Raw genomic sequence first — 21,415 nt, forward strand, 5'->3', positions numbered from 1 at the left:
TCAAGTCAGCGCATCAGCGCCTTGAGCGCGCCACGCACCCGTTCGTCTTCGGACTCCAGAAAGCTTTGACCCAATTCATAAGCGCGCTGAATCTCGACCATTCGCGAGACCTGGGCGACTGCATTCACATTCGAACCTTCGAGAAAGCGGTGAACGACCACAGGCTCTTCAACTGGTTCAATATCGCCCTCGGCCCGAAACTGCGTGCTGCCTTCGCGCACCAGCGTTTTGGGATCGGCAACGCGGTAAACACCGATCTGTCCCAGCAATTGCCCGTTGACGCTCAGCGTGCCGTCACTGCCAACATCAATGGCAACCGCGTCCGGGGGGATAAAAACCGGTGCGCCATTGCTATCCAGCACACGGTGCCCGTCCATTGTCACCAGATCTCCGTCCGCGTTGGATGAGAACGCACCAGCACGGGTCAGACGGTTGCCCGCGGGGGATTCGACCATGAAGAATCCGTCGCCTTCGATGGCAAAATCGAACTGCCCTCCAGTTTCCGTAAGCACGCCTTGTTGCAATGACGTGTTACGTACTTCCGCGCGGCTCATCGACAGGGACGGGTTACCGGGCATATCACGCACGAATTCCGAAAATACCAGGCCTTGCGCGCGATAGCCCGTGGTATTGGCGTTGGCGATGTTGTTCGCCACCAACCGCATTTCGTTCATCAGTCCCGATTGCCGGGACAGGGTGACATAGGCGGTATCCATCAGCGACCTCCTGCGATCAAAGGGATGAGTGTTCCTGTGAAAAACGTGACAAGCGTTTGGGTCATGAAGCCCATCGAAATCCAGAACACGATAACGATGGCGATCAGTTTGGGTACGAAGGTCAGCGTCATCTCTTGCACCGAGGTCAGCGCCTGGAACAGTCCAACGATCAAGCCCGAAACCAGCGCCACGGCGAGGATCGGGACGGAGGTGATCACCGCGACCCAAAGCGCCTGACGCACGATGTCATAAAAGAAACCCTCGCTGAGCATGTCGTCAGACCGGCATCCGCAGGATTTCCTGATAGGCCTCGACCACCTTATTGCGCACGATTACAGCGGTTTCGACGGCCAGTTCGGTCTGGGCCAATGCTTGCACCAAAGCATGCGGATCCGCTTGTCCGGTCATCGCGGCTTGCGACATTTGTTCGGACTGTTTCAAGGTCTCGGCAAAGTCCTGAAACCCGGATCGCAGCCTCTGGGCCATTCCCGCATGGTCTGGATCAGCCTGCGTCGCCGGGCGCGCGCCCGCGTAACTCTGGACCGCGTTAAGAGCTCGGATATCCATTCTGGTGTCCTTTATTTTCTGAGAAGATCCATCAGGCTCGACGACATTTGGCGCGTCTGATCGAACATTTTGAGGTTGGCTTCGTAGCTACGCTGCGCCTCGCGGGCATCCGCTATCTCGATCATCAGATCGACGTTCGAGCCGCGATAGTGACCGGTGTCATCGGCCATCGGGTGGCTTGGGTCATAAATGCGCGACAGCGCGCGACGATCTAGCGTGATCCGCCCCGTCTGCACCGTTTCCTTGCCGTCTTTGTTTACGGCTTCAAACGGAACCGTTTTGCGCCGATACCCCGGCGTATCCGCGTTCGAGATGTTTTCTGACACATGGCGCAAACGCGCCGCCTGCGCGCGTAAAGCGCTGGCAGAGACGCTCAGGGAATGGGAAAAATCGCTCATTCAGCTGCCCCCTTATGCCCGGCCCAGACTGCTGCGTAGAATGTTCATTGAAGATTTGTAGATCGCCAGAGCACGATCATGCTGTCGCTTGGCCTCAACACCTTTCAGCATCTCTTCCTCAACCGAAACGCCATTGCCGTTTGGGTCACCTGACGGGGTCGTCTCAAACTCAGCCCAGGGCTTTGGGCTGCTGAAGCCGTTGAGATGTCCTGCCCGCGTGGCGGTCATGGCGACCTCACGGCCTGAGTTTTCGAACGCTTTTTGAAAAGCTTCGATATCGCGGGGCTGATAGCCCGGCGTATCCGCATTGGCCATGTTGCGCGCAATCACTGCCTGCCGTTGCCCGGCATGGGTTGCCATTGCGTACGCAGATTTAAAGACGTTCAGGTCATAGAACATCGGGGCTTCTCCCTCGATCAATTTCAATCAAGGCTTAACCCCGATTCCTTTAAAAACCGTTTTCAGAAACCGTTGGAGAACCCACGATGTCCGATCTCGACCCGATGCTTTTGAAATGTGAATTCGACCGCCTGTCTGCTACGCGCCATATGGGGCACGTAGCCTGCGTCGCGCGTGGTGTCATTGAGGTAGCAGGTCTAGAATCCCATGCGCGGATCGGGGATCATGTAACTTTACGCCGACGCAATGGACCGGCTCTGGCCGGCGAAGTTCTGCATGTCGAAGCGGATCTGATCCACATGTTACCCGCCACGGCACCAGACGGGGTCTGCCTTGGCGACAGGGTGATTCTGCAGCAAACACCCGCCTTTGCGCCCGGTATGCACTGGTTGGGACGAGTGATTGACCCGTTCGGTCAGCCGCTGGACGGAAAACCGCTGCTGCAGGGAGTCCAAACGCAGGACATCATGCAAGCCCCACCAGCGGCAGTCGATCGCAAACCTCTGGGTGCCCGAATGGAAACCGGGCTTGCGATGCTAAACACCATGCTGCCATTGGTTCAGGGGCAGCGTGTTGGTTTGTTCGCAGGTTCGGGCGTGGGAAAGTCCACTTTGCTGGCGACTTTGGCGCGGTCGATGCAGGCGGATGCAGTTGTTGTCGCGCTGGTGGGCGAGCGTGGGCGCGAGGTCAACGAGTTTGTCGAATATGCACTGGGTTCCGAGGGAATGAGGCGGTCAGTCGTCGTGGCCGCAACGTCTGATCAGTCCGCCCTGGCGCGCCGCCGATGTGCCTGGTCCGCGATGTCGGTGGCAGAGTATCTGCGCGATCAGGGAATGAACATTCTGTTTTTGGCCGATTCCGTCACCCGTTTTGCCGAAGCGCATCGTGAGATTGCAGTGGCAACGGGAGAACAGCCATCGCTGCGCGGGTTTCCACCTTCGGTGACTCCATTGATTGCAGGCCTTTGCGAGCGCGCAGGTCCGGGCAAGGGCGAACAGGGCGACATCACCGCCGTATTTAGCGTTTTGGTTGCCGGATCGGATATGGATGAGCCGATCGCCGATATCCTGCGCGGCGTTCTGGACGGCCACATTGTCCTGAGCCGTGAGATCGCCGAACGCGGCCGGTTTCCGGCCATCGACCTCAGCCGCTCAGTCTCGCGCAGCCTGCCCAATGCGGCCACTGAGGAGGAGAACCTGTTGATATCGCAAACCCGCCGACTGGTCGGCAGCTATGAACAATCCGAAGTCATGATAAAGGCCGGGCTCTATTCCGAGGGCGCGGACCCTTTGCTGGACCAGGCCGTGCGCGTCCATGATGAGTTGGACGCCTTTTTTGCCCGATCCGAAACGGACGGAATCAAGAATAGTTTTGACCGCCTGCAACTGATCCTTCGCCGGTCAGGAACCGCTTTGGCATAGCATCGATATCGCGACAGTTTTAAACGTTAAGCCCACCTTAAGACCTGCCCTGCTACCCCAGAAGCGGGTGATAAAAAGGTGGTGGAGATGGGTGCGCAATCCAATGCGGCGCCAATCATCATCAAGAAGAAACGTGTGTCAGGTGGCGATGGCCACCACGGTGGCGCGTGGAAAGTCGCTTATGCCGACTTTGTCACGGCCATGATGGCGTTCTTCATGTTGATGTGGCTGTTAAATGCAACGACGGAAAAACAACGCAAAGGACTTGCAGATTACTTTTCGCCAACAATACCGGTGAATCCGGTGTCAGGCGGCGGTGACGGCGCCTTCGGCGGCAACAATATGTTCTCGGAAAAGACCATGGTGATGGATGGTTCGGGCGCCAGCCAGAAAAGCCCGACGGTTGCCCGGCAGGCGCGCGGTTCGGTCGGTGTGAACGCTGACGGCGTCAAGGAAAGCCTTGAGGATTTCTCGACGCTTGAAGCCAAGCTTCTGGGGCGCACCGGCGAGAGCCTGGCCTCGGACAAGGTCCTGAAACACATCGTAACGCGGGTCACCGACGAAGGCTTGGTTGTCGAACTGTTCGATACAGAGGATCAACCGCTGTTCGAATCGGAAACCGACAAGCCCACCGCCATGATGCGCGCACTGGCGCTGCTGGTGGCGCGGTCTTCGGATCTGGTACAGAATGCCGTCGCCGTCGAGGGTCATGTTCGCGCTTCCCCAGTTGTCCTGGTAAACAACCCGGTCTGGGACCTTTCGACGACCCGCGCTCAAACCGTGCGCCAGATGTTGCAGGGCAAGGGTTTGGCCGCCGAAAGGCTGGATCGGGTCACGGGCCACGCGGACCGCGAACTGACGACCAAGAACCCGATGGCCGTTCGTAACAACCGGATCGAGATCATCTTTCTGCGCACGCCCTAAACCCAAAAGGATAGAACGCATTTTACCTGTTAGCGTGCTGTTAAGGGCCAGCACGTTAGCTGTTGCATCACGTTTTGACGCAACAGAAGGGCGTGCCAATGACAATTTCCTCTTCGCTGAATGCCGGTGTGGCCGCTTTGAAGGCCAACGCGAACCGGCTGGCGACCATCTCTGACAATATCGCCAACTCGTCCACCTTTGGCTACAAACGGGTCGAGACCGACTTTCACTCGATGGTCACCTCCGGTCAGGGCGGAAGCTATTCGGCGGGCGGCGTCAGAACCACGAGTCAGCGCATGATCGACCAGCGTGGATCGCTGGTCACAACGAACAATTCAACCGACCTCGCAGTGCGCGGCCGTGGCCTGCTGCCCGTGCGGCCCAGTTCTCAGGTGGCGTCAAACTCGAATGAGATGCTGCTGACCACAACTGGCTCGTTCCGCACCAATGAGCAGGGTCATCTGGTGACGCAATCGGGGCTTGTTTTGTTGGGTTGGCCCGCTGGCCCCGACGGATCGATCCCTAATGTGCCAAGGGATACGCCAGCTGCACTGGAACCCGTCAAACTCAGCGTAAACCAACTAACCGGTTCGCCGACCACTAGCATGAACCTTCGCATGAACCTTCCGGCCACGGCGACGGATGCCGGCGCACCGGGAGACGCACAGCCTTTGTCGGTTGAGTATTTTGACAACCTCGGAAAATCGGAATCTATGAATATTGAACTGGTCCCGACCGTGCCTGGTACGGGCTCCAGCAATGAATGGACGATGACACTGCGCGATACCGCGTCGGGCGGCGCCGTGATCGGAGAGTATCGCCTGACCTTTACCGACAGCCGAACCGCAGGCGGCACGCTGGCCAGCGTGACCACCATATCGGGTGGTGCTTACGATCCGGCAAATGGCAGTTTTGTGGTAAACGTAGATGGTGGGCCGATGGAGATTAATATCGGTCAGATTGGCGACAAGGATGGGATTACCCAGCTGTCGGATACATTTGCCCCTGTATCGATCACGCGCGACGGTGCCCCCGTTGCAACAATGACAGGCGTGAAGGTGGATGAAAACGGGTATGTCTACGCACAATACGACAGCGGTGTCAGCCGGCGTGTGTACCAGATTCCACTTGTCGATGTTCCCAACCCAAATGGGCTAACGGCGCTGGATAATCAAACCTATGCCCCATCCCGCGATAGCGGAACGTTCTTCCTGTGGAACGCGGGCGATGGGCCAACGGGCGATCTGGTGTCCTTCGCGCGCGAAGAATCGACGACAGATGTTGCAACTGAACTGACATCAATGATCCAGACGCAGCGGGCATTTTCCTCAAGCGCCAAAGTGATCCAGACAGTCGACGAGATGCTGCAGGAAACGACGAATATCAAACGTTGATCCGGGGCATTGAACTAGGGAAAGGACTTGTCCAATGAACATGACGACAGCATTGAACAACGCGTTGGGCGGTCTGACCGCCGCAAGCCGCGGGGCCGCGGTTGTGTCGGGCAATATCGCCAACGCCCTAACGCCGGGCTACGGACGCCGTTCGCTTGAGTTGGCGACAAGTCCGATCTCTGGCAATGGCGTGCGTACCGTCGGAGTGACGCGCCATCAGGATCCGGTCCTGATCGCTAACCGGAGAGATTCGGACGCTAATCTTGCCGGTGCCAGCGCAATATCAGAGTTCTACACGCGTTTTGAAAAGGCCGTGGGCTCAGTTGACGATCCCAAATCCTTCGCTTCCCGGTTGACCAATTTTGAAAACAGCATGACCACGGCCGCAAGCCTGCCGGATTCAAAGGTACGGCTGGATCAGGCGGCCCGCGCTGCACGGGAATTGGCGGACAGCCTTAATGCGGCATCCGAAGGCCTGCGTCAGGCGCGGTCGGACGCAGACAGGTCTATCGGCAAGCAGGTCGATCGCCTGAACCAATCGTTGCAGGATATCGAAAAGCTGAACAACAAGATCCCCAGCATCAAGACCTCTGGCGGCGAAATCAACGCCCTGCTGGATCAGCGTCAGGTGTTGATTGACCAAGTGAACGAGCTGATCCCAGTCAACGTTGTGGCGCGGGAAAACGACCGCGTTTCCCTCTACTCGGACGGCGGTTTAATTCTTCTAGAAGGGCAAGCGGCCGAATTCAGTTTTACGACAACTGGCGAAACCAAACCGCACATGACAGTTGCCAACAGCTTGCTATCAGGGCTTGAAATGAACGGGCAACCTGTGCGCACCAGCGGCAACAATGCGCAGCTTCGCGGTGGAGCTCTGGCGGCTCAGTTCGAGATTCGCGATGAGCTTTCGCTTGAGGCACAGGTCCATTTGGATACTGCGGCGCAAGACCTGATCGAACGGTTCGAAACCGCCGGTCTGGATCCGACTGTCGCAGTAACTGATCCTGGCCTGTTCACCGATGATGGCAATCGTTTCAATGCGGCCGGACTGGCCGGTTTGGCATCGCGCCTCAGCTTGAATACCGCCGTAGATCCAGATGCTGGGGGAAACAGTTGGAAATTGCGAACAGGCCTAGGTGCCGCCACCCCAGGTGACCCGGGAGATGCAACGCAACTTAGGGCATTTGGGGCGATCCTAAGTGATGCTCGTCCCGTTGCCGGGGGGCTTTATGGCAGCGGGAACCTGCGTGCTGCGGAAATTGCCGAGGCGCTTTTGTCAAAGGCCGGGGCAGATGCCCATGCCGCCGAAGGGCGCATGACATTCGCCAAGAACTCGCAACTGGAAATGGCCAAGATCGAAGCTGAAAGTGGCGTGGATACCGACACCGAACTGCAAAACCTGATGCAGATCGAAAAGACATACGCCGCGAATGCGCGGCTCATCTCGACCGTGGATGAGATGATGGACACTCTGCTGAGGTTGTGACGATGAATTTGACATCCATTGGTGATCTGGCGCGTGGGTTGACGCTGAGATCTCGGTCCACCGAAATCAAAAATCAGATCGAAACACTGTCCTACGAATTGTCTTCCGGGCGGGTTCAAGATTTGACTGGACATCTGGACGGCGATTATTCCCACCTGTTGGACCTGGATCGCAGCCTGTCCAGACTGGATGCGTTTAAGGTATCGACAGCCGAAGCCGGACTGTTCACTGATGCGATGCAACTGAGCCTGAACACAGTTGCCGGCGCTGTTGAGGGGATTACCGCCTCGCTTTTGTCTTTCGGCACGTCAAATCAGGCAGTGACCCACGAAAACGCATCGACTCAGGCCGAAAACGAACTGAATGCAATCGTTTCTGCATTGAACACTCGCGCCGGTGGGCGCAGCCTTTATTCGGGTACGGCAACGGATGTCTCTCCGCTGCTATCCGCGGACACGCTGATCACCGCACTTACGGCAGAGCTTTCAGGTGCAGCCACTGTTGCGGACATCAGGCAGAGAGCGGAAGACTGGTTCAACGACCCTACCGGATTTGATGCGGTAATCTATCAAGGATCCGATTCAGAACTGGCCCCTATGCAGATATCCGAGAATGAAAGCGTTTCAATTCCCGTGACAGCGACGGATCCGGCCATCAAAGCTGCACTTCGCGATATCGCAGTCGCGGCAGTAGTCGCGGACAGCGGTCTGAATGTCCCGACGCAACAAAGAACTGCCCTGTTCAAACAATTGGGTGTCGATCTGGTCAACACCAAGGATCAGCTGGTACGGCTGCGCGCCGATGTCGGCTCAACCGAAGCTCGGATTGATCAGGCGCAAACGCGAAACAACGCTGCACGGACAAGCTTGCAAAGCAGCCGAAGCACCTTGATCTCAGCGGATCCTTACGAAACTGCCACGCAATTGCAAACCGTGCAGTTTCAGTTGGAAAGCCTGTATTCCGTCACCGTTCGCAACGCGAACCTGTCGCTGGTGAATTTTCTGAGATGAGAGTTCTTGTTTTTCTTTTGATGCTGCTTCCTGGCCTGGCCTCCGCCGGCGCGATCCGCCTGAAAGATCTGGTGGATTTCGACGGGGTCCGCGGCAACGATCTGGTTGGTTACGGCCTGGTCGTGGGGCTGAATGGAACTGGTGACGGGCTCAGAAATTCACCCTTCACCGAAGAGATCATGTCCAACATTCTTGAAAGGTTGGGCGTCAACGTCAACGGTGAGGACTTTCGTCCCAAAAACGTGGCCGCCGTTCTGGTGACAGCAAGCCTGCCGCCTTTCTCACGTGTTGGCGGGCAAATCGACGTGACGGTCTCTGCCATTGGAGATTCCAAAAGCCTGTTGGGCGGAACGTTGATAATGACCCCATTGAACGCCGCCGACGGGCAGATTTACGCGGTGGCGCAGGGCACCGTTTTGGCAGGCGGCGTCGCGGCTGAGGGCGAGGCCGCCTCGGTTGTGCAGGGCGTTCCAACATCTGGGGTGATCCCGTCCGGGGCAAGGGTCGAGCGTGAAATTGACTTTGAGCTTTCGGCGCTCACCCAGATGCGTCTGGCCTTACGGGAACCTGATTTTACAACGGCGGGTCGGATCGAGACTGCCATCAATAACGAGTTCAATCGCGCGGTGGCAATCATGCGCGACTCGGGCACAGTCGAGTTGAACATCGCGGCAACGCAGGCCATTTCAACCGCCCACGCACTAGGGCGGATCGAGAACATTCTGGTCGAACCCGAAACCAAGGCCCGCGTCGTGGTTGATCAGCGTTCGGGCACGATTGTGATGGGTCAGGAAGTGCGGATATCCCGTGTGGCGGTCTCGCAGGGAAATCTCACGCTCACGGTCGAAGAAGCGCCGATCGCAGTCCAACCCAACCCCTTCGCGCGCGGGGAGATCGTGGTGGTGCCGCGAACAATCGCCGGCATAGAAGAAGAGGAAGGCACCGGGCTGGCCGAGATACCCGAAGCGACAACCCTGTCCGAAGTCGTGGCGGGTCTGAACGCGCTTGGGGTGTCGCCCCGCGATATGATCGACATTCTGAAGACGATCAAAGCCGCCGGAGCGCTGCACGCGGAGTTCATTGTACGCTGAAGGATTCAGCCGAGCATGTTACTATCCAAGCTGGTGGTGGGGCCATTAGCCCCGCCCAATCTTATTTTGATTTCCAACTGTTTAGCCATTTCCGAAACTTGCTGCCCTGCTCTTCAATGGCGTCGCCGGCAGCGTAAAAGCCGTCTTCCATATTTTCGATCACTGGATCGACCCGTGCCTCACGAAACCGGCGCCAGCGGACCCAAAGGGCCCACACAATCGCGAAGAAAACGGTCAGAAAAATGATGTTGAACCAGGGAATGATCCGAACGTCTTGGTTGTCTACCGACCAAATCTTTACGGCATTCGGGAAAATCGACAGGAATTCACTTCGCCAACCGTAGTGGCGAACAACCACCCAGCGAGGCGCTTCGGTTGTTGATTTCAAGTCTGCGGCTTCGGCCTGAAGATTCGACGAGTTTAGTTTGAAATACGGTGGCCAACCCCAGCCGGTGTCTTCGTTCCGATAAACCATGACCTTGCCGTTGGTCTTGCGCGTCTGAATGAAAAACACATCGCGGTTTGGCGTTGTCGCATCGCTACCAACGTCATGAACCGACCAGAAGATGCTGTTTTCACCGGGGTCGATCCGCTTCTCATAGGTATCGGATATCCGAACCACGTCATGTTGCGGTAAGGTGTAGTTCAACACCGCCGCAATCGTGCCCCAGAACAGGATAATGATGGCCCATTTGATGTAACGCATCTGCGCAACCCTCACATGAAATTCGAAACATAAATCAGGATCGCGATCAGGCCCAGCGGCACCACGTAAATCCCAAGGATCAGTTTTCGGCGAAACGATCCGTCGTACTTTTTCAGCCCGCGCTGAATAAAAGCATCCCGGTCACCGGTCATCCCCTTTTTTTCCCAATGCGCAATCAGCTTACCGCGCCGCACCCGGCGGGAATAGATCGACACGCCTACATAGAGAATAGTCAGTAGGATGAACAATGGGATCAGAAAGCGGAGTGCGACGAACATTTAACTTCTCCCTACTGCGCCCCAGGGACCAACGCGTGCGATGATGTCATCACTGACACGGTCATTTCCGCTCATGTCCGGTTCATGGCCGAACAGGGCAGCCCGAGCGCCTGCCTTGTCCACCTGATACTCTCGTGCAAGGAAGTCGGCAACATAGGCTTTCTTGGCCTCAGGCCACTTGGCGTAGGTTCGGTAGAAGAGTTCTTTATGGCAAATAAACATCTGGCGCGGGTCCAGCGGGGCCAATTCGGCCAGCAGCATGTTCACCAGATCACGGTTCGGCGTGTCGGTGGCACGCAGCGTGTAAAAATAAGCAGGATGGTCCGAGGTAATACGTGGCCAAGGACCGCCATCCTTTGCCCAGCGCAACAGTTGCGCTAGGCCGTGATAGGCTTCGGGCAGACGATCCGCGTGGTTGCGGGCCAGCCGTCGCATGTCGCCCCGATCCAGCCCGGACAGGTCAACGCCAGCATCGGCTGCGGCGTCGACGGTCAGAAAATCCATCTTCTGTTGCAAGATCGAGGCCGAATTGACACCGCGCGCCTCGATGATCGTCTCGACCAGATTATTGAGCCCAAGAAATTTGGCGATCTGGTTCCGCTGAGACGGATCAAAAACGTATTTTATTGGCAGCTCATCGGTTTTTTCGCTCATGCAGATCGCCGCCGGGTGATCCAGATCCGGGAACAGGTACAGGCCGCCAAAATGCGCCGTCCAGAAGTTGCGCTGTTCAAACGCGGTATGGCGCAAACGAACCGGATTGCGGGTCACGTCGCCCGTTTCCCTGGCGGTCTCGATCATCTTGGCGATCAGCACATCGTCGAACCAGGCGTCCTCTTCGGTTTTGAACTGTTCGACCATGCCCGCCAGTTGCTGTGCCTTGCGCAGAGTGCCTCCGGCAGTGTCTGCCTCAATCTCGATCTTGCGCAGGTTCAGTAGGTCGCGTGGGGTGGTGAGTTTAATGACCGAATTCACCAGTTCTCCAGCCACCGCATCGGTGGCGGTCAGGGCGAATAGCTGTGCCTCGTTCATCTCGATGAAGTCGCGCAGGATATCGCGCGAGGTCGAGAATTTGACGTTCAGCAAAGGCGCGCGTTTCTGCTCGGTCGTCAGCAGGATGAACTGCCGGTTGACCCCGTTGGGATTGAGGTAAAGCTCATCCTCCAGCTCAATCCCCACCTCCGGCGAATAGCCCGAGATATCGACATGGAAATCCGTCAGCGCCGTGGTCTTGCCCGCCAAATGCTGTAGCGCGCGGTTATATCGCTCGACTAAGGCCGGGCTGGAGATGTGGACGAGATTGCCAAACATCAGGCCTTTTTTAATGAGGCGGATCATTCGGCCCACCTATGCGATGCCTGCAAATTGATGCCATTTATCAGACCTGCCCAATAAGGCGCAGTCAAAACCAACCCTCCCAGCAACAGTACTGATGAATCCAACCTTTCGTCCAAATTCAAAACCTCGAAAAGGTAATAAGCCACTGAGGCGATCACACTGATATACGCGGCCACTGACGCAAAAAGAGTGAGGGTCCACCAGAAGAAAAATCGCAGCCACATGAATCTACCCAGAGGGACTGGCAAGCTAAAACGAAAAGCCCAGAGGACAAACTTGATTCCAGCATAGGCTAGAAGAGCACATGTTATCAGAAAGACGACATCAAGCACTCAGGTACTCCTTACAAACGGATCGAGCGTGTGTTGCACTCAGTTTACTCTCCGGCTGAGCCTACCAACAAATACGACGGCCAACGCGAACAAAGGCAATGCAAACGCTCGTGCCGTGATCTGCAGGTTGAAACCTATGTAAGACGCCAAGCTGCCCTCAAATAGGATCAGCGATTCTTCCCATGTGGTGCCCTCGAACCCGCTGCCGGCGTTCACACCGAACTGGGTCAGGAACAGAACCACCACCGCACCCAGAAAGCCGAGCAAACCCCAGCGCAGGGGCTGAATCAGACCCAAAACAAGGGCAAAACCGGTGATTGCGAGTGTCAATGTCACGTCTGTGCCTCCTTTGACCGACGACGCGTTGTTAGATACGCGCCTGCGGCCAAGATCAGTGCGGGCACGAACCAGAACAACGCAGCACCAAGAAAATGTGAAGGCATTTCATTTGGGGCAAAGGCGTGGAGCAGTGAGCCGGGACGGAACAAGGATGCGTTGTTTATCCAAATCTCGAACAGCGCACTCCATATGTATGTGACGGCGAAGATGATCAGCACCAGCATGGCAAAGGCCCGTCGAGAGGCCGGTCTGCGACGGGCAACAGCGATGCCCAAAAACAGACAGATGGCGATCAGCGACGCTAGGAAAGCGATCAGGCCACCGATCATGTTTTGCCCTCCAGATACCGCCGTTTGGCCTCTTCCATCCGGCCCATCTCGCGGACGGCGCTCTCGATGGCGACCTCGTCGCTCTTGTCGGCATAGCGGAACTCGCTGTCGGCGTAGCGGTTGATTTCCTGTATCACCATCTCGACCGTGATCGGCTGGCGCAGGTCCTCGATCATAGCCTTTTTGGTGTCGTAGTCGCAGAACAGGAACAGGTCGGGGTTTTCCATCCACTCGTCGGGCAGTTCGAAATCCATCGCGCGGACCTTGACCGCGTCGGTGATGTTCTTGATCGCGCGGCCTGTAAACCGCTCATCCGCCTGCTGGATCGCCTTGAGGTAGGTGCCCAGTTTGGCGATTGTGTCCATCTGGCCGATATCGCCGGAGACCCGGTCATAGACCTGCAGCAAGGCATCCTCATGCGGGCGGGAGTGGCTTTCGAAACTGGCGGCGACGGCCTTCTTGATCTCTTGCGCGGCATAGGCTTCGTGCTCGCCCAGCGGGATGTCGTGGTTGCGGCCCATCAGCAGGTGCAGGATGTCGATGTAATCCTCACGCGTCTGCGGCCCGTCCACCAGGAACCGCGCCCCCGCCCGCTGGCGCAGGGCGTCGTCCACATTCTCGGGGTAGTTCGAGAACATGCCAAAGGTGCAGTTGCCGCGCACGACGGTGTTGGCGCCGGCAAAGCTCTCCATCAGCACGGCGGTGATTTCCAACTGCCCGGCTGAGGACTGCCGGTCGCCGCGTTTGCCCGCAAGCTGGTCGATATCGTCGATGGTGCCGAAGCCGATGACCGAGGGGTCGATGATCGTATTGATAAACGCCTTGGCGTTCTGGCCGGACTTGCCCTGATAGCTGTCGATATTGTCGGTGCTCAGATTCTGATAGCGGAACGGATAGCCCGCGTTCTGGCAATAGTCGTTGATCAGACCGGCCATCATCTGGATCAAGGTGGTCTTTCCGGTACCCGGTTTGCCGTCGCCCATAAAGGTGAAGATGAACCCGCCAAGTTCCGCGAAGGGGTTCAGGCGGCGGTCGAAATCATAGGCCATCACCATCTTGGCCAGCTTCATCGCCTGATACTTGGCGATATGGTTGCCGACCACCTCGTTCGGCTTCTTGAACGTCATGGTCAGCGTGGTGGATTTGGCTTTGGACGCAGGTTCGAACCCCCGGATTGTCAGGTCATCCGCTTCTATATGCCAAGCTGCGTTCTGGAACGGGGCCAGATGGCCAGACGATTGCGCGCGCAGGGCCGCTTTTTCCATTAGTTGCTCGGCATAGGCACTAACGGCCGCGATCAGGTGCGCGTCGTCAGGCGCGTGTTTGGCCAGTGTCTGGTCCAGTTCCCAAAGCGCGCCGTGCAGGGCAAGTTGGCCATTGTCGGTCAGAACCTCTTCGACTTCACCGATATCCACCGTGGTTTCGCCCAGATGCGAGGACATCAGGTATGCCAGCGCATTGCCGAACACGTGCGAGGTAGTCAGAGCCTCAGCAGTTAGCAATTCCGAGAATTCGGTCTTGCGCGCAGCAGGCAGATCACCCGCAAGGTTCGCACGTTTCAAGTCGGCGAGCGGGGTCTGTTCCGCATAAGCCTCACCCACGGCCAGAGCGATGGCGATGGCGCGCCGGATCACCTGCTGTGTAGTCGCCTGAGGCGGCGAGACCAGCATGTCACCATCATCCGACGCCTCAATCCGCTCGACCAGATGCACCCCATCTGTCCGCACTGTGCGCCGTGTCACCAAACCCGGCGTGGTGGACCGGAACCTACGTCCGGTCGACACCCCTGGCGACCGTTCCGTCGACGTTTCCACCGCCTTGGCAATCCGAGGCGCGTGTTCGAACCCGTTTAGCAAGGCGGTCGCTGCCGGATAATGCTTGCGAATATCGTCTTCGCGCAATTCCATCTGGTCTGACGTCAAACTCATTTCACAATCGCCTTTGCTGTATTCAATATCTCAACACCTGCCCGGTCTTGCTGACGACGAACTTAAGTACGTCGGCAAAACCCGGCGGGTTGCGCTCGGCCAGCACCTGAAACGGACGCTGGGGCAGTATGATCGAGCGCTGGGTGCGGGTGGCCCCGGTTTCGGCCCCCTGCCCGCCGAACGGGTCTAGTGCGAAGACCTCGCGCTCGACGGTGGAAAACCATCCAGCGCGTTCTTCGATGACGTCTTCGCTTTCCAGTTCCTCTGTGGTCCAGGCCAGCGCCCAGTCCTGACCTTGCGGAGACTGCGCGTCCTCTAGAACTTGCCGCATTGGACCGGATTGCTCGGTAAAGGCTGAGGAATACATTGGCCCCACATGGATGCGGCGTAGGTGTTTGGGGTGCAGGTCGTCGAAATCCTGATCGAAGCCCTTGGCAATGGTCACCAGTTTCAGCCCGCCCAAGGATTGCGCCATCAGATGGGCTTGCACCTCGGGCCAGCGGCGTTGGTCTTTAGGCAGGGCGGTTTTGCCGCTGTCTTCTAGCTGCATCAAGTAGATGACCGGCAGGTTGATCTGGCTGTCGTAAACCGCCCAGTGGATCATGAACTTGCGCCGATCCCCCTCATTTTCGATCCAGTTACATTCTGGATCGTTGCGGGCCCAGAACAGCTGGCCTTTTAGCAATTCCTCGTAATAGAGCCTTTGCGACAGCGCGAATTGCAGTTTGGTGGGGATTTCCTGTTCGCTGATAATGGTGCGCACCATGTCGGTCTTCAGGTCATCCTCGGACGGCATGTTCTCCAGATGCACCTGCGCCTGCTGCGCGTCATTGGCCATTGTCAGCAACTCGGCTGCCACCGGAAATCCGCTGTCACGCTTGTCCATGGCGAGGCTGCCAAAGAACCGCCCCGTATCGCGGCCGACCAGTAGGTATTTCATACTCAGCGCGCGGAAGGTGTAGAGCAGCCCAGAAAGGTAACGCGACACGATCCGCACTTCTTGTTTCGAGATCGCCCCTTCGGCCTCCATCGTCGCAGCCACGCGCAGTAGGTGGACGGTGATCACCTCAAATTTGCGGAAATAGCGGCGCGAGGCGAAGGTGTCAGTCAGGCCGACATGGTCTTGGGTGGGGTCAGCCATCGTTGAACTCACCGATCAGCAAATCTGTTCCATCCCGGCTTAACCGATATAAAGGTCGATCCAAAAACCCGGATTTGCTTTTTCTCTTCACGGATTCTGGGGCGAGCGGGTTAGAAGCAGCAAGAAGCGTTACCTGACGCTGCTTTCGCATTTGCCAACCAAAAAACGTACCAAACAAACCGAAAATAAAAGGAATAGCGATAAGTATTGCCGCAAGTTCCGAACCTGGCGCGGTGTATTCTCCTGCTTCACCGGTGATGCTGTTGCTGTACTCTACTTTCACCGACTCCGAGAAATAGGCGGGCACCGAGAAAGTAAGTGAGGTCAACGTAAAGAAAAGCAGTCCGAACGCCAAACAAGCTCTTAGTCTTGGACTATTCATCACCCACCGTACAAATTCTTATCGTGCTTCTCGACGATCGAGGCGAACCGGCGGGCAAAGCGTTCGTCCGCCTTGGCCTTTTTCTCCAGCACGTCGCGGGCAAAGACCATGTGGTCCTCATGCGCCTCTAGCATGTCGGCCATCTTCTGGTTGGTCGCGGTGCCGATGGCAGCCATGGCGGTTTGCGCCTCCTGGTCGGTCTGTACGCCGATCTCGTTGATGCGGTGGGCCACGTCCTGCTGCTGCGCGGTTTTCAGCGATTTGGTCAGGGCGTCATACAACACCACGCGCTGTTGGGTGTCTGTCTGCAGCTTGTTGATCAGCACCATCTGCGTCGCCGCCTGGTTCTGAAGTGAATCTACCCAGGTTTTGCCCTTTTCGATATAGCGCTCGAGAGTTTGAGATTTGGCCAACTTGACCTGCTCTTCCTGAACCTTGGCGTTGTATTGCTTGTTCAACTCAGCCAGTTCGGTCTCCAGTTGAGTACGCGCGGCGGCGTCCTGTTCGACGCTGATCTTGTTCTCCAGCGTGATGATCGTCGGATCCATGCCTTGGATTTCGGCACGCAGCGCCTCTAGTTCAGCCACAGTCGCCTCGCGGTCATCCAGCGTGCCAGTCAGGTTTTCTTCAACCTTCACGCGCTGTTCCTCCAGCACGGATAGCTGCCCTTCCAGCAGTTTCACAATCACGTCTGATTTGGCGATCAGATCCTGAAGTTTGTCGTCGATATTGGCGGTTCGCATGCGTTCCTGCCGCATCGACTCGGATTTGCCTTTCGAGAAGATGCCGACAAACGACTCCCACCCAGTTTTCGAGCGCATCTCGTCGAAATCTTTCGAAAAGGCACTGGTGACGTCGTCCAGACCCATGATCAGCTCTGCAATATTGGCGGTCATCACCTCGGTATGTGCGTGCACATCTTCAAGCGTAGCGTTTTCGATGTCGATGTCCGCCTCAGCGGTGCCAATCTTGGAGCGCGCGGCTTCGATCCGCGATGTCAGCCCTTCGATCTGCGACTGGCTTTCGCGCACTTTGGCCTGAGTTTCTTCGATCAACGCGTCAAACTGCTGGTTCGACATCTGTCCTATTCCTTTTTTTAATTATGCACCCAACAAGATAGGGAATGTTACGAGCATTTACATCCCCTTGGGCATCCAATCACGGGGAACTTTGGCAAACTCCGTAGAAAAAAGATAGGCGGGTTGACACTTTGGCCTCAGATCGCATGAATGCGCCCCGGTAGGCAAAAAACGTCACGTTTACCATACGAAAACTGGATTGATATGACCCTGCGGGTGGCCATAGACAGTCCGGGAGGCACATGTTTGAGTGCTAACAAATTTTTACTGCCGGAGGCTGACTCATGCTGGACGCGACAACCGACCTGAAATCAATCCTGAAAAACCCCGATCTGCTTGTAACCAAAGCCTATATCGGCGGTCAGTGGGTCGACGGGGATAATGGCACTTTTGCCGTCACCAACCCGGCACGCGGAGACGTCGTGGCCGAAGTCGCCGACCTGAGCCGCGCACAAGTCGCCGGAGCGATTGCTCAGGCCGAGGCCGCGCAAAAGGAATGGGCCAAGCTGACCGGCAAGGAACGCGCCATGATTCTGCGCCGCTGGTACGACCTGATGATGGAGAACGCCGAAGATCTGGGCAAAATCCTGACCGCCGAGCAGGGCAAACCGTTGGCCGAAGCCGTTGGAGAGATCGGCTATGGTGCCTCGTTCATCGAGTTTTTCGGCGAAGAGGCCAAGCGGGTCTACGGCGAGACGATCCCCGGCCATCAGCGCGACAAGCGGATCATGGTGCTGAAGCAGCCGATCGGCGTTGCGGCCTCGATCACGCCTTGGAACTTCCCGAATGCGATGATCACCCGCAAGGCCGCCCCGGCGCTGGCGGCTGGCTGCGCCTTTGTTGCGCGCCCGGCCAAGGAAACTCCGTTGTCCGCACTTGTAATGGGTGTTCTGGCAGAACAAGCTGGAATCCCGGCAGGCGTGTTCAACGTGCTGCCATCCTCCAGCGCCAGCGAAATTGGCAAGGAATTCTGCGAGAACCCTGGCGTTCGTAAACTGACCTTCACAGGCTCGACCGAAGTCGGTCGGATCCTGCTGAAACAGGCGGCCGATCAGGTGATGAAATGCTCGATGGAACTGGGCGGCAACGCGCCGTTCATCGTGTTTGACGACGCTGATCTGGATGCAGCCGTTGAAGGCGCGATGATGTGCAAGTTCCGCAATAACGGCCAGACCTGCGTCTGCGCTAACCGCATCTACGTGCAGGCCGGCGTTTACGATGAATTTGCAGCCAAGCTGAAAGCCGCTGTTGAAGCGCTGAAAGTCGGCGACGGTCTGGCCGAGGGCACAACCACCGGCCCGCTGATCAATGAAGAAGCGGTCGCCAAGGTCGAGGAACACATCAAAGACGTCACCGACAAGGGCGGCGCGGTTCTTGCCGGCGGCCTGCCACATGATCTGGGTGGTACTTTCTTCCAGCCGACCATCGTGACTGGCGTAACCCAAGACATGATGGTTGCGCAGGACGAAACCTTTGGCCCGCTGGCTCCGCTGTTTAAGTTCGAAGACGAAGATGACGTGATTGCCATGGCCAACGATACGATCTTTGGTCTTGCCTCTTATTTCTACGCCAAGGACCTCAGCCGTGTGTACAAAGTGGCCGAGGCACTGGAATACGGCATCGTCGGTGTGAACACCGGTATCATCTCGACCGAGCTTGGCCCGTTCGGCGGCGTCAAACAGTCCGGCCTGGGCCGCGAAGGCAGCCATCACGGCATGGAAGACTATCTTGAGATGAAATACGTCTGCCTGTCGGTCTGATCTGAAATGGCCCCGGTGCACAGCACCGGGGCCTTTTGGTTTGTCACAAAACTGCAAACAAACCGTCACATCCCTGCAATGACCCGCGTTCATCCCCCTCTCATCCAAGTGAGAGAGGATACCATCCGATGTCGTTGCGCTTTGTCTGCCTGACATCTGCCCTTGCCCTGACTGCTGGTCAGGCTGCGGCAGAAATGAATTTCAACCGAATTGCGTCTTTCCCTGTCGTCAAAAACATGGCTGAGGGAGCTGATACCGAACGTGAGACCTCGCCCGAGATCATCGCGGCAACCGCGGACGGTATGACGCTGGTCTACACCGACAGCCCGTTGGGTGTAATTGGCATGGTCGACATCACCGACCCTGCGAAACCGGCGCCTCTGGGCGCGATGGAGGTGGGCGGCGAACCAACCTCGGTTGGGATCGTTGGTGCGACGGCGTTTGTCGGCGTGAACACATCGGAAAGCTATACAGCCCCGTCGGGCAAGCTGATCTCGGTCGATATCGCAGGCAAGGCCGAAACCGGAACCTGCGATCTAGGCGGTCAGCCTGACAGCGTCGCCATCGCCCCTGACGGCAGCTTTGTTGCTGTTGCGATTGAGAACGAGCGCGACGAAGACCTGAACGACGGCGTTATCCCGCAGCTGCCCGCCGGGTCTCTTGCGCTGGTGCCTTTGAATGACGGCGGGTTGGATTGTGGCGGCATGAAGATGGCCTCGTTGACCGGTCTGGCCGAAGTTGCCCCGACCGATCCCGAGCCTGAATTCGTAGACATCAACACCCTGGGTGAAACGGTCATCACCCTGCAGGAAAACAACCACATCGCGGTCGTCGACAAAGACGGCAACGTGATCAGCCATTTCTCGGCCGGCGCGGTTGACCTGGAGGGCATCGACGCCACTGACGAACGCGGCGCGTTGATCTTTACCGAAAGCCAGCCGGGCCGCCTACGCGAGCCTGATGCGGTGAAATGGATCGACGACAACCACTTTGCCACCGCCAATGAAGGTGACTATCAGGGCGGTTCGCGCGGCTGGACCATCTTCCACAAGGACGGCACCGTTGTTTACGAGAACGGCACCGATTTCGAGAAAGCCATCATTCAGATCGGCCACTACCCCGACAAACGTTCGGACGCCAAAGGGGTAGAGCCGGAAAGCGTGACCGCTGCCACCTTCGGTGGCACACCGATGATCTTTGTAGGCGCCGAACGCGCCTCGGTCGTGGGTGTTTATGACGCCACGGATCCGGCCAACCCGGTTCTGAAACAGCTGCTGCCCTCAGGCGTTGGGCCGGAAGGTTATGTTGCCATCCCCGAGCGCAATCTGCTGGTCTCGGCAAACGAAAAGGACCTAATCGAAGATGGCGGCCCACGCGCGCATGTTTCGATTTTTGAGTATCAGGACGCCCCCGCCAACTATCCGCATCTGACCTCAGAAGGCGCGGATGAGCTGATCGGTTGGGGCGCCCTCTCCGGTCTGGTCGCTGATGAGGACGGCATGATCTATGCGGTCAACGACAGCTTTTATGGCTTCCAGCCTTCTATCTTCAAGATCGACCCCAGCCAGCAGCCCGCCCGCATCGTGGACGTGATCCGCATTCACCGTCAGGATGGAAACCCGGCGCAGAAGCTGGATCTGGAAGGCATCACACTGGACGGCAAAGGTGGCTTCTACGTTGCCTCCGAAGGGCGGACCGACCGCGTTATCCCGCACGCGATCTACCACGTCTCAGCCGAAGGCAAGATCAAGGATCGCAAGGGTGAAATCGGCCTGCCGCCGGAACTGATGGCGGTCGAGAAGCGTTTCGGTTTCGAGGGCATCACCAAGGTCGGCGACACCCTATGGATGGCCGTTCAACGCGAATGGAAGGACGACCCGGAAAACCACGTGAAACTGGTCGCGTACAATTTGGACACCAAGGAATGGGGTGCAGTGCACTATCCCAAGGCTGACCCGGAAAAAGGCTGGGTCGGTCTGTCGGAGATCGTGGCCTTCGGTGACTATGTCTATGTCATTGAACGCGACAATCAGCACGACCACCGCGCCGTGACCAAAAAGATCTACCGTATCCCGCTGTCTGAAATGACTCCGGCACCGCTGGGCGGTCCTCTGCCCGTGGTCAGCAAGCAAGAGGTCCGCGACCTGCTGCCCGATCTGACCTCGACCGGCGGTTACGTTCTGGACAAGATCGAAGGTCTGGCCATCCTGCCCTCGGGCGAGGCGTTTGTGATGACCGACAATGACGGCGTCGACGATGCCTCGGGCGAGACGATGTTCTGGTCGATTGGGTCGGTTACCGCCGGGAATTGATTCATTGGCAAAATGTTGAGGGACTCCGCACGAATTTGTGCGGGTTCCTTCTAGTTCTTGCGTCAGCTTTGAACCCAAATTGGAC

General features: G+C 57.4%; 22 protein-coding genes. 8 read left to right on the forward strand and 14 right to left on the reverse strand.

Features of this window, described 5'->3' with window-relative positions; all coding sequences use genetic code 11:
* Positions 1 to 5: 5 nt before the first annotated feature.
* From GOW92_RS22175 to GOW92_RS22195, 5 genes are read right to left on the reverse strand one after another with little or no spacing between them, the layout of a single operon-like run.
* Positions 6 to 716 (reverse strand): flagellar hook-basal body complex protein, encoded by a 711-nt coding sequence (locus GOW92_RS22175; RefSeq protein ID WP_170565115.1) that lies wholly within the window; start codon positions 714 to 716, stop codon positions 6 to 8.
* On the reverse strand, positions 716 to 988 hold the full coding sequence (locus GOW92_RS22180) for a flagellar biosynthetic protein FliQ (protein WP_170565118.1): 273 nt from the start codon (positions 986 to 988) through the stop codon (positions 716 to 718). Before GOW92_RS22180 ends, GOW92_RS22175 begins: the two co-directional genes overlap by 1 nt.
* 4 nt (positions 989 to 992) lie before the next feature.
* Positions 993 to 1,283: a flagellar hook-basal body complex protein FliE gene (gene fliE, locus GOW92_RS22185; RefSeq protein WP_170565121.1), complete on the reverse strand. Its 291-nt coding sequence runs from the start codon at positions 1,281 to 1,283 to the stop codon at positions 993 to 995.
* An 11-nt stretch (positions 1,284 to 1,294) separates the two neighbouring features.
* Complete coding sequence (gene flgC / locus GOW92_RS22190) at positions 1,295 to 1,681, reverse strand: flagellar basal body rod protein FlgC (protein ID WP_170565124.1); 387 nt, start codon at positions 1,679 to 1,681, stop codon at positions 1,295 to 1,297.
* Positions 1,682 to 1,693: 12 nt separating this feature from the next.
* Entirely contained in the window at positions 1,694 to 2,080 is a 387-nt protein-coding gene (locus tag GOW92_RS22195; RefSeq protein ID WP_170565127.1) for a FlgB family protein, read from the reverse strand.
* Positions 2,081 to 2,166: 86 nt separating this feature from the next.
* Between GOW92_RS22195 and GOW92_RS22200 the strand changes: the two genes are divergently transcribed.
* The 6 genes from GOW92_RS22200 to GOW92_RS22225 all read left to right on the forward strand — a co-directional run bounded on the left by GOW92_RS22200 (position 2,167) and on the right by GOW92_RS22225 (position 9,406).
* On the forward strand, positions 2,167 to 3,501 hold the full coding sequence (locus tag GOW92_RS22200) for a FliI/YscN family ATPase (protein WP_170565130.1): 1,335 nt from the start codon (positions 2,167 to 2,169) through the stop codon (positions 3,499 to 3,501).
* An 87-nt stretch (positions 3,502 to 3,588) separates the two neighbouring features.
* Complete coding sequence (locus GOW92_RS22205; protein WP_170565133.1) at positions 3,589 to 4,425, forward strand: flagellar motor protein MotB; 837 nt, start codon at positions 3,589 to 3,591, stop codon at positions 4,423 to 4,425.
* A gap of 98 nt (positions 4,426 to 4,523) precedes the next feature.
* Complete coding sequence (locus GOW92_RS22210) at positions 4,524 to 5,819, forward strand: flagellar hook protein FlgE (protein WP_170565136.1); 1,296 nt, start codon at positions 4,524 to 4,526, stop codon at positions 5,817 to 5,819.
* Between the two features lie 34 nt (positions 5,820 to 5,853).
* Positions 5,854 to 7,305 (forward strand): flagellar hook-associated protein FlgK, encoded by a 1,452-nt coding sequence (flgK, locus tag GOW92_RS22215; protein ID WP_170565140.1) that lies wholly within the window; start codon positions 5,854 to 5,856, stop codon positions 7,303 to 7,305.
* A 2-nt stretch (positions 7,306 to 7,307) separates the two neighbouring features.
* On the forward strand, positions 7,308 to 8,315 hold the full coding sequence (locus GOW92_RS22220; RefSeq protein WP_170565143.1) for a flagellin: 1,008 nt from the start codon (positions 7,308 to 7,310) through the stop codon (positions 8,313 to 8,315).
* The gene (locus tag GOW92_RS22225; protein WP_170565146.1) at positions 8,312 to 9,406 is read left to right on the forward strand and encodes a flagellar basal body P-ring protein FlgI; all 1,095 of its coding nucleotides are present in this window, start codon (positions 8,312 to 8,314) and stop codon (positions 9,404 to 9,406) included. The genes GOW92_RS22220 and GOW92_RS22225 overlap by 4 nt, the downstream gene beginning before the upstream one ends.
* Positions 9,407 to 9,467: 61 nt before the next feature.
* Here the strand turns inward: GOW92_RS22225 and GOW92_RS22230 are convergent, their stop codons facing one another.
* The 9 genes from GOW92_RS22230 to GOW92_RS22270 all read right to left on the reverse strand — a co-directional run bounded on the left by GOW92_RS22230 (position 9,468) and on the right by GOW92_RS22270 (position 17,258).
* Positions 9,468 to 10,112, reverse strand: a complete 645-nt coding sequence (locus GOW92_RS22230) for a DUF1523 family protein (RefSeq protein WP_170565150.1) — start codon at positions 10,110 to 10,112, stop codon at positions 9,468 to 9,470.
* 11 nt (positions 10,113 to 10,123) lie between these two features.
* Positions 10,124 to 10,390: a hypothetical protein gene (locus GOW92_RS22235; protein WP_170565153.1), complete on the reverse strand. Its 267-nt coding sequence runs from the start codon at positions 10,388 to 10,390 to the stop codon at positions 10,124 to 10,126.
* The gene (locus GOW92_RS22240) at positions 10,391 to 11,728 is read right to left on the reverse strand and encodes a DUF6638 family protein (protein WP_170565155.1); all 1,338 of its coding nucleotides are present in this window, start codon (positions 11,726 to 11,728) and stop codon (positions 10,391 to 10,393) included.
* Between the two features lie 371 nt (positions 11,729 to 12,099).
* Positions 12,100 to 12,396 carry a hypothetical protein gene (locus GOW92_RS22245; RefSeq protein WP_170565158.1) on the reverse strand — a complete coding sequence of 99 codons (297 nt, stop codon included), beginning with the start codon at positions 12,394 to 12,396 and terminating at the stop codon, positions 12,100 to 12,102.
* Positions 12,393 to 12,728 (reverse strand): hypothetical protein, encoded by a 336-nt coding sequence (locus GOW92_RS22250; protein ID WP_170565161.1) that lies wholly within the window; start codon positions 12,726 to 12,728, stop codon positions 12,393 to 12,395. Before GOW92_RS22250 ends, GOW92_RS22245 begins: the two co-directional genes overlap by 4 nt.
* A complete protein-coding gene (locus tag GOW92_RS22255) occupies positions 12,725 to 14,656 on the reverse strand; it encodes an AAA family ATPase (RefSeq protein WP_170565163.1) in 1,932 nt (643 codons plus the stop codon). Before GOW92_RS22255 ends, GOW92_RS22250 begins: the two co-directional genes overlap by 4 nt.
* A 22-nt stretch (positions 14,657 to 14,678) precedes the next feature.
* Positions 14,679 to 15,797, reverse strand: a complete 1,119-nt coding sequence (locus GOW92_RS22260; protein ID WP_170565165.1) for a hypothetical protein — start codon at positions 15,795 to 15,797, stop codon at positions 14,679 to 14,681.
* A complete protein-coding gene (locus GOW92_RS22265; protein ID WP_170565168.1) occupies positions 15,790 to 16,152 on the reverse strand; it encodes a hypothetical protein in 363 nt (120 codons plus the stop codon). The genes GOW92_RS22260 and GOW92_RS22265 overlap by 8 nt, the downstream gene beginning before the upstream one ends.
* Positions 16,153 to 16,178: 26 nt before the next feature.
* Positions 16,179 to 17,258 carry a hypothetical protein gene (locus GOW92_RS22270; RefSeq protein WP_170565170.1) on the reverse strand — a complete coding sequence of 360 codons (1,080 nt, stop codon included), beginning with the start codon at positions 17,256 to 17,258 and terminating at the stop codon, positions 16,179 to 16,181.
* A 284-nt stretch (positions 17,259 to 17,542) separates the two neighbouring features.
* On the opposite strand from GOW92_RS22270, the gene GOW92_RS22275 reads away from it, so the two are divergent.
* Both GOW92_RS22275 and GOW92_RS22280 read left to right on the forward strand, forming a co-directional pair.
* Positions 17,543 to 19,018: an NAD-dependent succinate-semialdehyde dehydrogenase gene (locus GOW92_RS22275; protein ID WP_170565172.1), complete on the forward strand. Its 1,476-nt coding sequence runs from the start codon at positions 17,543 to 17,545 to the stop codon at positions 19,016 to 19,018.
* A 128-nt stretch (positions 19,019 to 19,146) separates the two neighbouring features.
* Positions 19,147 to 21,330 (forward strand): esterase-like activity of phytase family protein, encoded by a 2,184-nt coding sequence (locus tag GOW92_RS22280; protein WP_170565174.1) that lies wholly within the window; start codon positions 19,147 to 19,149, stop codon positions 21,328 to 21,330.
* Positions 21,331 to 21,415: the final 85 nt, after the last annotated feature.

Origin of the sequence: Ruegeria atlantica (genome assembly GCF_013032505.1) — a bacterium.
GTDB classification, from domain to species: domain Bacteria; phylum Pseudomonadota; class Alphaproteobacteria; order Rhodobacterales; family Rhodobacteraceae; genus Ruegeria; species Ruegeria atlantica_F.